Source organism: Deltaproteobacteria bacterium, assembly GCA_020845895.1.
GTDB lineage: Bacteria > Lernaellota > Lernaellaia > JACKCT01 > JACKCT01 > JADLEX01.
Window position 1 is genome coordinate 1 of the sequence record JADLEX010000031.1, and the last position, 11,961, is coordinate 11,961.

At 62.7% G+C, this 11,961-nt stretch carries 13 protein-coding genes; 3 read left to right on the plus strand and 10 right to left on the minus strand.

Going from position 1 to position 11,961, the window contains the following annotated elements; all coding sequences use genetic code 11:
• The 7 genes from IT350_03655 to IT350_03685 form a co-directional block, all read right to left on the minus strand.
• On the minus strand, positions 1-335 hold a 335-nt coding region (locus IT350_03655; protein ID MCC6157122.1), incomplete at its 3' end, for a deoxyribodipyrimidine photo-lyase.
• A gap of 71 nt (positions 336-406) precedes the next feature.
• Entirely contained in the window at positions 407-1,246 is an 840-nt protein-coding gene (locus IT350_03660) for a metal ABC transporter permease (protein MCC6157123.1), read from the minus strand.
• A gap of 10 nt (positions 1,247-1,256) precedes the next feature.
• Positions 1,257-2,003, minus strand: a complete 747-nt coding sequence (locus tag IT350_03665) for an ABC transporter ATP-binding protein (protein ID MCC6157124.1) — start codon at positions 2,001-2,003, stop codon at positions 1,257-1,259.
• A complete protein-coding gene (locus IT350_03670; protein MCC6157125.1) occupies positions 2,000-2,863 on the minus strand; it encodes a zinc ABC transporter substrate-binding protein in 864 nt (287 codons plus the stop codon). The genes IT350_03665 and IT350_03670 overlap by 4 nt, the downstream gene beginning before the upstream one ends.
• 1 nt (position 2,864) lies before the next feature.
• Positions 2,865-3,149: a CopG family transcriptional regulator gene (locus IT350_03675; protein ID MCC6157126.1), complete on the minus strand. Its 285-nt coding sequence runs from the start codon at positions 3,147-3,149 to the stop codon at positions 2,865-2,867.
• A gap of 127 nt (positions 3,150-3,276) precedes the next feature.
• Complete coding sequence (locus IT350_03680; GenBank protein MCC6157127.1) at positions 3,277-3,666, minus strand: cytochrome c; 390 nt, start codon at positions 3,664-3,666, stop codon at positions 3,277-3,279.
• Positions 3,667-3,772: 106 nt separating this feature from the next.
• Entirely contained in the window at positions 3,773-4,843 is a 1,071-nt protein-coding gene (locus IT350_03685) for an SGNH/GDSL hydrolase family protein (protein ID MCC6157128.1), read from the minus strand.
• A 148-nt stretch (positions 4,844-4,991) separates the two neighbouring features.
• Between IT350_03685 and IT350_03690 the strand changes: the two genes are divergently transcribed.
• Both IT350_03690 and IT350_03695 read left to right on the plus strand, forming a co-directional pair.
• On the plus strand, positions 4,992-6,911 hold the full coding sequence (locus tag IT350_03690; GenBank protein ID MCC6157129.1) for a protein kinase: 1,920 nt from the start codon (positions 4,992-4,994) through the stop codon (positions 6,909-6,911).
• A 14-nt stretch (positions 6,912-6,925) separates the two neighbouring features.
• Positions 6,926-7,330, plus strand: coding sequence for an NUDIX hydrolase (locus IT350_03695; protein MCC6157130.1), 405 nt, complete (start codon positions 6,926-6,928; stop codon positions 7,328-7,330).
• Positions 7,331-7,351: 21 nt separating this feature from the next.
• On the opposite strand, the gene IT350_03700 is transcribed toward IT350_03695, so the two are convergent.
• Positions 7,352-8,398, minus strand: coding sequence for an HlyC/CorC family transporter (locus IT350_03700; GenBank protein MCC6157131.1), 1,047 nt, complete (start codon positions 8,396-8,398; stop codon positions 7,352-7,354).
• A 137-nt stretch (positions 8,399-8,535) separates the two neighbouring features.
• Between IT350_03700 and dinB the strand changes: the two genes are divergently transcribed.
• On the plus strand, positions 8,536-9,732 hold the full coding sequence (gene dinB, locus IT350_03705; protein MCC6157132.1) for a DNA polymerase IV: 1,197 nt from the start codon (positions 8,536-8,538) through the stop codon (positions 9,730-9,732).
• Here dinB and IT350_03710 read toward each other — a convergent pair.
• Positions 9,690-10,517 carry an enoyl-CoA hydratase/isomerase family protein gene (locus IT350_03710; GenBank protein MCC6157133.1) on the minus strand — a complete coding sequence of 276 codons (828 nt, stop codon included), beginning with the start codon at positions 10,515-10,517 and terminating at the stop codon, positions 9,690-9,692. The two genes, dinB and IT350_03710, sit on opposite strands and share 43 nt — an antisense overlap.
• A gap of 16 nt (positions 10,518-10,533) precedes the next feature.
• Complete coding sequence (locus IT350_03715; protein MCC6157134.1) at positions 10,534-11,943, minus strand: transglycosylase SLT domain-containing protein; 1,410 nt, start codon at positions 11,941-11,943, stop codon at positions 10,534-10,536.
• Positions 11,944-11,961 lie beyond the last annotated feature (18 nt).

Sequence of the window (11,961 nt, forward strand, 5' to 3'; positions counted from 1 at the left end):
ACCGGGCACTGCGCTCGCTCGGCGACGCGCGCCCTCCACGCGCGCTGGATACGCGTATACCCACGATCACACACGATCATCGCCGCGCGTCTTCCCCAATCGATGGCGACATCGACCGGCGAACCCGCGGCGAGCGCCATCGCGATGCCGCGCCCGCGCAGCGCCTCGCGCGTTTCGACGAGACCGCGCACCATGAAGTCGTAATGCCGCAAATTCGCGCCGGGATAGTCGGCGGTCAGCCCGAACGCCACGACGAGCGGAAGGGCGAAGTCATCGGCCTGCTCAACGGCAAATTGGAGTGCGTGATTCCCGTATGCCCGCTGCGACTGCTGCATCCAGTAGAGGACGTAGTCGCCTCGCCCATCTCCGTCGCGCAGCACACGCACGCGGTCGGGGTGAATGCGGCTCACGCGGATTGCTTTCGACCGCCGAGCATCATGGCGACGAGATAGGCGACACCCGCGATCATGATGATCGTCGCACCGGACGGCAGATCGGCGTCGTAGCTCACCGCGAGGCCGAGGACGGTAAAGGCGATCGTGAGCGCGACCGACACGACCATGACGTGCGAGACGCGATGCACCAGACGTTCCGCGATGGCGATGGGCAGCGTAAGCATGGCGATCACCATGACGATACCGACCACCGTGACGAGCAGCACGACGGTGAGCGCGGTGAGAACGAGCAACATCAGGTAATAAAACTCGACGTTGAGACCACGCAGCCGCGCGAATTCCTCGTCGAAGCACACGGCCAGCAACTGATGGTAAAATGCGCCGGCGACCATCACCACGACTCCGTCGAGCACCGCGATCATCCACAGGTCACGCTCGGTCACCAGCAGAATGTTGCCGAACAGATAGCTCATCAAATCCTGATTGTACCCGGGGGTGCGCGCGAGAAAGAGCACGCCGATCGCCATGCCGATCGCCCAGATCGCGCCGATCACCGTGTCTTCGCGCTCGCGGGCGCGCAAATTGAGCACGCCGATCAGCAGCGCCGACCCGACCGCGACAACCCCCGCCCCGTAAAGCGGATGCATCCACGTCCAGGAGAGCGCCTTTTGCGCGAAGACCGCCGCGCCGAGACCGCCGAGTACGCTGTGCGAGATCGCGCCCGCAATCGACGTCACGCGGCGGGTCACGACGTACGTTCCCACCACGCCGGACGCGACCGCCGCGAGTACGCCGGTGATCAGTGCGAACTGCAAGAACGCGTATTTCGGCAAATCGGCGAAGAACTGCACGCGCGACCCTTCACATCTTCTCGTCGTGAACGACGATCTTCATGCGACCGCCGTAAATGTCGCTCATCATCTCGGGCGAGATCGCCCGCGTGGGGTGCGTATGCACGTCGCGATTCACGCACACCACCGATTGCACGTAGGTCGAGACGAAACTCAGGTCGTGTGACACGATCACGATCGTCAGCCGCTCGTTGAGTTTGCGGAGCAATTCGTAGAACTCGCGCTCCACACGAATATCGAGATTGGCGGTTGGTTCATCGAGCACGAGCATGCGCGGCTGCGACGCGAGCGCCCGCGCGATCAGCGTTCGCTGTCGTTGGCCGCCCGACAACGACGAGAACGATCGGGCGGCCAGATCCTCGATCTCCACGGACGCGAGCGCATTGCGCGCCGCCTCGCGATCCTCGCGGCGAAATCCGCCGATTCTCCGGTCGCGGGAGAGTCGTCCCATCATGACCACGTCCATCACGTTCACGGGGAACTGCATGTCGAGCTGCACGTGTTGCGGCATGTAACCGACGTGCGCTCGTGTGGTTTTGGGACCGGCACCCAGGAGATCGATCGCACCGCGCCGCGGCTCCAACAGCCCCAGCATCAGTTTGACGAAGGTGGTCTTGCCGCCGCCGTTGGGCCCGACGATCGACACGAAATCGCGCTCGCGGATTTCCAGGGAAACGCCGTCGAAAATGGACTGCCCATCGGGATAGGAATAGCTCACGTCCCGAAAGCAAACGACGACGTCGGCTTGGTCGGTCATGACGACTGCTCCGCGAGCGCCAAAGCGATCGCATCGGCAATGTGCTTCATGTTCGCGGGATAGTCCGCTCCCAACGGGTCGAGCGACACGATCTTTGCACCGACAGCGGCCGCGAGGGCCCGCGCGGACTTCTCCGAAGACTGCGGCTCGGAAAACACGGTAGTGACGCCGTCGGCCTTCGCCTGATCCACGAGTCGGGCAAGTCGGCGCGGACTCGGCTCCTTGCCGTCTTCTTCCAATGCGACCTGTCTGAGTCCGTACGCATCGCAGAAGTAGGCGTACGCGGCATGGAAGACGTAAATCCGCTTTCCCGCGTGCGGTGCGAGCCTTGCGCGGATCGCCGCGTCGAGTTCGTCGAGTTCGCGATGAAGGGCGTCGAGACCGGCCGCGTAAACGGTCGATCCTGCCGGGTCCGCGCTACGCATCGCTGCCGCCATGTTGGCCGCGACGACCTTCATCCGGCGGGGGTCCATCCAGATGTGCGCATCGTGCGTTTCGTCGAGAAGCGCGACCGACTTCGCACTGTCCACCATGCGCGTTTTCGACTCCGAGGGAATCTTGCCGGCGAGCGTCGCCTCGAACGACGTTCCGATCCGAAAGAAGAGACCGGACTCCGCCAGCATTTTCGCCGTGCGGGGCGTCGGTTCGAAGGTGTGCGGTGACTGCCCCGGCGGCAATACGACTGAAACCCGCACGCGATCGCCGCCGATTTTTTTTGCGACGTATGCCTGCGGCGCGATGCTGACCGCGACGCAAAGCGGGGTCGCCGTGTCGCCTCGCGCGGGGATGCCGAGCATCAGGCAGATCAGGATAAGCGCAACGAAGGCCGTCCTAGGTGATGGATCTATCGACGTTCGCATCTCAGTGTCGATGTCGGCTTTTGGGATCTTTATCGCAGACCAGGAAATTCTCATGGCACTTGTCGCAGGTCTGCACGCGATGGCCTCGCATGAATCGACGCCAGTGTTCCGTCTGATCGGCGGAGACCGTTCCCGCGCCGTTGCACAGGGGGCACGTGTTTTCCAGCGCGGCGAGCACCGCCGTTCGAATGAACGCCGATTTGTTGGGGACCGCGGCGAGCCGTTGCAGCAAGGCCTCTTCGGCCTTGAAAGTCACGACTCCGCTCTTCGGCTTTTTCGCGCTCATTCGGGCCCCCGACGAAGTCGTTGTATATGACTTTGTATTACCGGCCGTCAAGCCCGGTCGCCCAGACCTGAACAAACGAACGGCGCGCCGAAGCGCGCCGTCGCGGGGAACTCCGCTTCATTTCGGCCTATTTGGCGAGCGAACGAACGTACGCGGCGACGTCCTTGATCTCTTCCGGCTTCAGGACGGCCTTCCAGGCGACCATCAGCGGCGACTTGCCGACGGCCTGTCCGCCTTCCGTAATGACTTTGACGATGTAGTCGTCAGTCAGTGTCGCCATGAACGCCTTGTCCGTGAAGTTGCGCGGTTTGGGATTCAGCGCCGCTGCGGCCGGTCCCGCGCCGTCGCCCTTCTCGCCGTGACATGACATGCAGTAGGTCTTGTACGGGGCCGCGCCTTTTGCCGCGTCACCGAGCACACCCGCGGCCGGCGCGGAATTCACCGCGAACAGCGCCGCGGCGACGGTCACGATCACGAACAGGACGCCGAAACGAATCAGGGAACGATTTGCGCGCATGGGCAATCTCCTTCTCATCCGCGGATCGCGGCGGCTATTTCTTACGCCCGTCGCGGTCGCGTTTCAAGGATGAACGGGAGATGGAAATCGATTTTTGTGATCGCGCCTAGAAACCGCAGGCGCCGGTGCCCGATCCGTCGTCGCGATGGCGCTCATCCTCGGAACTCGTTTCCCCATCCGAAGCTGGGTCGCCCGAATCGTCGTCTTCGCCGAAGTCATCGTCCGCGTCGTCATCGACATCGCCATTGCCGATGTCGTCATCGCCGTCATCGTCCGCATCGTCATCGGTATCGTCGTCCGCATCGTCGTCATCGTCCGAATCGTCGTCGGTATCGTCGTCCGCATCGTCGTCATCGGTGTCGTCGTCGGGAGACTGCGTCGTACTGGTCGTTGACGTCGTCGTGGTGGTGGTCGTCGTCACGTCCGGGTTGAGCGGACCGAAAAACTCGTCATAGATGTGCGACATCAATACGCGGTAACCGCCGACGGACGGATGAACGCAGTCGTCGTACACAAAATAGTGCGCCGGCGACGGCAGGAGAAAATTCGGCGCGCCGGGGACTCCGTCCGCGGCCTGCATCGAACCGAGCAGGTTCGCGGCATGCACCTGGGCGTAGTCGCCGGCGACACTCTGCGCCGTCGCCGTGAGCTGCGCGACCACGAGATTCTGATTGTACGTCAACGACGGACCGAAAATCTCCTGCCCGAGGAGGATGCACAGCGGCGACTGCTCGAAATTCAGAAAGTCGTATCCATTCACCCAGATCTTGAGCGACGGGCGCGCGACGACCAGCGTGTTCACGATTTGGCGCACATCGGTTTCGATTATTCCGAAAAGCGCCATTCCGTAGCCGCCCCCAAGGTTGTATTCGGCGAGCATATCGTTGCCGCCGAGGCTGATGACGATCCACTCGATCTCCGGATGGGAATTGAGATAGACCACGACATCCGCGAGAAGAAGCGATCCGGCATCGGCCCACAGATGGGCGGTCGAACCGTAAATCCCCTTGTTGTGGGCCACCACGGTGTCGCCTCGACTTTCGATCTCCGCGACCATGTCGCCGACCCACTGGTTCGACCAACTGTCGCCCATCGAAAGCACGTGGATCGTCGGCCGGAATCCGGCGAACGACATAATCCACAGCAACGCGACAAAGATGACGCCCGCTCGTTTCACGACACGCCTCCGCGAGTTGTCGCGATCATACCGCGATCGCGCCCCGGAAAAAACCCGCGTTTTGCTTGACACGCTTTGGAGCGGTCCCTACGATCGCGGCGCAGGCAAACGGTGGCATTTCGACATTTCGGGCGAGAAAGGATCGCGCGTGGCCGCGACCGAAGGCTACAAAACCTGCCCGTTTTGTTACGAGCAGATCCGCGTCGAAGCGATCAAATGCCGCTATTGCGGTTCCGATCTGCGCGCCGGTGTCTCCAGTGCGTCCGCGTCGGAACCCAGCCGAGTCCCCCTGACCTCGAATCTCGCCGGCACGCTCGAACCCGGAACGGTGCTCGCGGGCAAATACGAAATCCTCGACATCATCGGCCGCGGCGGCATGGGGTGCGTGTATCAGGCGCGCGAGGTCGACTTCAATGTCGATCGCACCGTGGCGATCAAGGTGCTCCCGATGGACATGATCCAGGAGGAACGCATCGCGCGACGTTTCGAGGAGGAGATCAAGATCGCCGCGCGCATGGACCACCCGAACATCGTTCCGATCTACACGATCGGACGCGAAGGACCGGTTCTTTTTTTCGTCATGAAGTTCATGCACGGGCGCACGCTCAAGCAGATGGTGCGCGCTTCGGGGTGGCTCGGCGAGCGCGAAATGCGCGCGATCGGGCGACAGATCTGCGACGCCATTGCCTACCTGCACAAGAATGGCATCATCCACCGCGACATCAAGTCCAACAACATCATGGTCGAGGACAACGGCCACGCGATGCTGATGGATTTCGGCATCGCCAAGGCGCACGGCGGCAGTCAGCTCACGACGAGCGGCGAGATCCTCGGGACCGCGCCCTACATGAGCCCGGAACAGTGGGATGGCCAGATCGACCACCGCTCCGATGTCTATAGCTGGGGCGTTGTGCTCTACGAGATGGCGACCGGCGAGCTGCCGTTTCGCAGCGAAAGCACCACCGAACTCATGAAGATGGTGCTGCAGAGCCCCGCGCCGTCGCCGCGCGTCAAGCGGCCCGATCTGTCGGAGGATCTGTGCGCCCTGATCGCGCGATGTCTGGAAAAGCCGGCCGATCGGCGATACCAGACGATGGGCGATCTTCGCGACGCGATCGACGGCGCCCGCATCCGCGATTCGGCGCCTCCCGTCTTCACCGACGACGTCAAGACCGTGACGATGGGAACGCCGTCGCCTGTCGCGAAGCTTCACGGCGCGGACGCCGAAGCGACCATGCGTGAAGCCCGGATGCTGGCGGACGCCGGCGATCTGTCGGGTGCGGTGGAGATGCTCGGCGAGTCGGCTTCGCCCGAGGAAGGTCGAAGCGAGTATCACGAGTTGCGCGAGCGCCTTTTGAAAATCAAGGAGGAAGAAGACGCCATTCTTCTGCGCGCGCATGAGCACATGAAGGTCTCCGAGTACGAAGCCGCCGCCGCCGCGCTGGCCGAATTCCTGGAACAGTATCCTTCGATCAAGGCGCGCGACATGTTGGAGCAACTCCGCAAGGTCAGCGTCGAAATCAGCGAACTGCTGTCGATGGCGGAGTCGAACCGGAAAAGGAAGAAATTCACCAAAGCGCGCGCTCAGTACGACAAGGTCCTGCGTCTCGATCCCAACAACGAGACGGCAAGGCAAGGTGCAAACGCGCTCGTCGGGACGAAGACGGCGCTCTGGAAGTCACCTGCGCTCATCATTTCGTCGGCGTCGGCGATCGGTCTCGTCGTGATTCTCGTCGTAATGCGTTTCGCCGCGCCCGGCCTGTTTTCGGGTTTTCTCGAAGCCGGAGGCGATCTTGCGCACGCGGCGGGTTGCTATATTTCGCCGCCGCTCTTCAACGCGACCAGCCTGTACCGGGACGCGCGGGATCTGCGCGGAAAAGACCCCGTGCTTGACGCGAAGCTGACAAAACTTTTTGAGTACTTTCGCAATTGGGGCCTTGAGCACGAACGTAAAGGAAATTTCAAGAAAGCGGCGTCCGCGTTTCAGGCCGCCTGGCGCGTCGACCCCACGAATCAAGCCGTTGCGCGCGAATACCACTCGGCGAAGAAAAAGGCCGACGGCGGTTGATCGCGGCGAATCGCATGAGTTGGAAACCGGAAACTCCAGCCTTGACCGTGGACATCCTGATTCGTTTGCGCGGCGGTGGGGTCGTTCTGATTGAACGACGAAACCCGCCGCATGGCTACGCGCTGCCCGGCGGCTTCGTGGATGTGGGCGAATCGGTCGAGGCGGCGGCCATTCGCGAAGCGAAAGAGGAAACCGGTCTCGACGTGAACCTCGCGCGACAGTTTCACGTCTATTCCGATCCGACGCGGGACATGCGGCTGCACACCGTCTCGGTCGTCTTCATCGCCGATGCCGACGGCGTACCTGTCGCGCAGTCCGACGCGAAGGGTGTTCTCGTCATCGACCCGGCAAATCCGCCCGCGTCGATGTGCTTCGACCACGCGACGATCCTGCGAGATTACGTCGAAGGCCGCCACTGAGATCGATCCGACTTTGCGGACCTACGAGACTTTCAGTTCCTTGCGGCGGTGACGCCCCTTGAGCTTCGCCAGTTCCTTCATGTTCGTGTAACGATCGAACTCGTCCACGATCTGCTGTCCGAGCATCGCCTCGAGCACATCCTCAAGGGTCACGATCCCCTCGACGCCGCCGTGCTCGTCCACCACCATGAACAAGTGCTGGCGCTCGTCGATGAACTCCTGCAGCACGATGTGACCGCGCATGGACTCGGGCACGAAATGCGCGGGACGCATCAGGTCTGCAATCGTCTTCTCCCACTCGCCGCGCACGATCGCTTCCATGACGTGGCGACGCATGACGACGCCCACGGTACGGTCGAGGTCGTTCGCCTCGGTCACCGGAATTCGGCTGTACGCCCAGCTCACCGCGTCGTTCTTCACGTCCGACATCTTCAGATCGGACCTCACGGAAAACACCACGCTGCGCGGTGTCATGAGCGTCTTGCAGTTCGTGTCGTTGATCTTCAGGATGTTTGCGACCCACAGGAGTTCTTCCGGGATGATCGACCCGGAACGCAGTCCGAGTCGCGCAACCGAGAGAATGTCCTCCTCACTGTGGTTCATGTCCGGTCCTCTCGGCTTGAGGAAGCGAATCGTCAACTCCGAAGCCCACACAAACGGCCACAGAATCCAGACCATGACCTGCATCGGTCCGGCCAGCAGGGGCGCGAACGTGTTCGCGTAGTAAACGCCGATCGTTTTCGGGATGATCTCCGTGATCCAGAGGAGCACGAAAGAGAACGCTGCCGTGAAAATCCCAAGCGCCGTATTGCCGTATGCGTTGCCGACCAGCGCACCGGCTACCGACGCGCCGGTGGTGTGCGACAGCGTATTGAGAATCAGAATCGCCGCGATCGGCCTCTCGATATTGTCACGAAGTTTCGCAAGTGCCCGCCCGCTGGCCCGTCCGGAATTGCGCAGGCTCTCGATCCGGCTGACGGGAATCGAATAGAGCGCGGCCTCCGCCAGCGAGCAGAAGAAGGAAACGACCAAGGCGATCGAGACGATGACAGCGACCTGGACGATCATGGGTAAATCGTCCCGTGCGCAGTCGAAAAACGAAAGGGCTTCATATGTCCCCAAGAAATCTGTTCAACCCGCGCGTATATTGAGGGCAAACGAACGGGCCGGGCAAGCGTTCGGAACAGAAAGGACGAGCGGGGCTCATGTCGAAAGTGATCGCCCACGTCGATATGGACGCGTTTTTCGCCGCCATCGAGCAGCGGGATCGTTCGGATTTGCGCGGCAAGCCGGTCGTCGTCGGTGCGCAGCCGGGCGAGCGCGGCGTCGTTTCGACGTGTTCCTACGAGGCGCGCAAATTCGGAATTCATTCCGCCATGCCCATCGCGCGCGCGGTCAAGCTGTGTCCGCATGCGGTCTTCCTGCGACCGGATTTTTCGCGGTACTCCGAAGCATCGAAAAAGCTGCGAGCCATACTTCAGGACTTTTCTCCCCTCGTCGAAATGACCTCGATTGACGAGGCATACCTGGATCTCAGCGGCACGCAGTTTCTATTCGGCTCTCCGACGCAGGTCGCCAAACGCCTGAAGGCGTCGATTCGCGAAACACTGGATCTGACCGCGAGCGTCGGCATCGGTCCGAACCGACTCATCGCGAAAATCGCCTCGGACTTTCGCAAGCCGGATGGTCTCACCGTCGTGTCACCCGAGCACGTCGAGGAATTTCTGGCGCCGCTCGACGTCGGAAAGATTCCGGGGATCGGACGCCGGACGGTCGACCGGCTTTCGAAGATGAACATCCGATTCGTGCGCGACCTGCGCAAATGGAACGAGGACGCGCTCACGCGGAGGTCCGGCGCAAGCATGGGCGCGATGCTCGCGCGCAAGGCCGCCGGACGGGGCTCGGATGTCATCGGCCTGCGCGAGGAACGCAAATCCGTCTCCAAGGAACGCACGTTTCAACAGGACGTCACGGAACCGGCCGAGCTCCGCCGTGTGTTGCTGCGGCTTTCGTGCGACGTCGGGCGCACACTTCGCCGCGAGGGCGTCGCCGGTCGCACGGTGCACCTGAAAATTCGCCTCGAAGACTTCGAGACGCACACCGTCAGTCACACGGCCCTCAGCCCGGTCTGGGACGATCAGCGACTCTTGCATCTGGCATGGGATCTCTACGCGGGCAGCGCCTACTTCGGGCGACCGGTTCGTCTGATCGGCGTCGGCGTCAGCGAACTCGGCGATCGATCGGGCACGCAGATGAACCTGCTCGACGCGAAAGCCGAGCGGCGCGACGAGCAGGTTTACGACGCGATCGACCGCATCCGCGACAAATTCGGCAAGAACGCGATCGCTCCGGCCGATGTCTATCGATCCGGATCGAAGGACTCGGGTTCAGGCAAGCCCTGATTGAATTTGGGAGAGCGCTTTTCGAGGAACGACGCCACGCCCTCCTGAAAATCCTCGGACCCGAGCGTGAGCGCGAACTGGTCGGTGTCCATGTGAACGACAGGCTTCGCCGCCGCGCCGATTGCGTTGACCGTCTGCTTTGTCATCATCACGGCCGCGAGCGGCATTTCGCAAAGCGCCCGCGCGCGATCGATGGCGAATCGCTCCGCTTCGCCGCGCGGGCACGTCCACTGAGCAAAGCCGGAACGCAGAGCTTCGGATGCGTCGATCGATTCGGCGAACATCACCCATTTCTTCGCGCATGCCGGCCCGACGAGCGAGACGATCCGCGGCAGCGACCCCCAACTGAAGTTCATGCCGCGTTCGATCTCGGGAATCCGGATCGTCGCGCCGTCGGCCACGATGCGAAAGTCGCACGCCATCGCGAGCGCCGCGCCGCCGCCCACGCACCACCCTTCGACCGCCGCAAACGTCGGCTGCGGCAGCTCTTCCCACACTCGGCACAAGCGCGGTCCGGCATCGAGCACCCGTCTTTTCGACGCGAGGGGAAGTCCGAAGACGGCCGCGAGTTCCGGATCCCGCAGATCCACGCCGCCGCTGAAAACCTCCGCGGAACCGGTCACCACGACCGCGCCGATCGACAGGTCGGCGCCGATCCGCTCGCCGACCGCGATCAATTCGCGCATCATTGCGACGGACATCGCGTTTTTCGCCCCCGGCCGATGCAGCCGCACGACGGCAACCCGTCCGGATTGTTCCATCAGGAGCGTCTCGTACTCGGTCATTCGGAAACCCCAGGCTTCACGGCGCTTTGGGCGCGTTGCGTTCGAGGTACGTTCGCCACCACGCGATATTCTGCTCCGACGCCTGCGCCGCACGCTGATTCCGCATTGTGGTGGGAATTTGCAGCATGATGCCCGGCTTCAGGCGATCCTCGGAATCCAGGTTGTTGTGGACCGCGATGCGCGCCGGGCTCACGCCGTAGTCTTCCGCCACCGCGCGAAATGTCTCGTAGTTCGTCACCCGATGGCGATAGACGTACGACACGCGGTAGTTGCGCGTACCGCGCAGGATGTCGACGTACTGCTCGACCGGCGCCGCAGGCAGGCGCACCAAAACGCGCTGATCGGCGTCGGCGCGGCGATCGACAAACGATGAATTCATGAGCGCGAGCTTTTCGGGATCGAGATTCAGGTCAGCCGCGAGCCGGTCGAGATCCAGCGAACCCACCATCTCGAGCATCACAAAGGGATCGTCGTCCGCGGCGGGCTGATCGAATCCGTACCGTTCGAGATTCTGATAGATGATCCCCACCGCGAAAAACCGCGCGACGTAGTCGTAGGTTTCCTTCGGAATCGTCATCGCCCGACCGTCGCCGCGCCCGTGCGGTTGCAGCGACCAGAATCCCCCCGGCCCGGCCGACGCCAGCGCGTTGGCGACGAAGGACTCGCCACAGTTGTATCCGGCGAGTGCGGGTTCGACCTCGCCGCCGAACATATCGAGCAGATCGCGAAAGTACGCGGCGGCTGCGTAAGTTTCGAGCATCGGGTCGAAACGCTGATCGACGCCACGCCCGACGACGAGTTTGTACCGCCGCGCGGTCTCGGGAATGAACTGCCAGAGCCCCGCCGCGCCGGCGGGCGAAACGCGCTTGGGGTCTCCCGCGGATTCGATCATGGCCACGCACAGCAGTTCCTGCGGAACTCCGTAGGCTCCGAAAACGCGCTCGACGTGGTTACGGTACTTGGCCATGCGCCGCAGGTAGATCCGGTATTGATCGCGCCCGGAGTCGAGAAAATGCGCGATCATTCTCTCGACCTCGGCTCGGCGATGCGGCGGCGCGGATTGCAGTCGCTCGGCGAGCGATCCGAACCGAAAAACGGTCTCGGGAGCGCCCATGGTTTCGGGGTCGTACCCTCGGTAGAGCACGACGCGCACCATGTCGCGCACCTGCCGCTTGGTGTCCACCACGCGCGCGGCGCGCTCCATGAGACGCGGATGGTAGACCTCGACGGTCTTTCGCGCGTACGGAATGTCCTTCAGGAAACGCAGGCGCGCCCGCGCTCGGTCATACGCGGCGTCGGCCTCGTCCACGTCGAGATCCGCGAGCGCGTCGTCGATGGCGCGAACGTATTCGTCGAGTTGCCGGTCGCGATGTTCGCCGAGGTCGTCGTCCGGGCCGATTCCGGCGCAGGCCGCGACGAGAAACACGATCGCCCCCAGAACTGC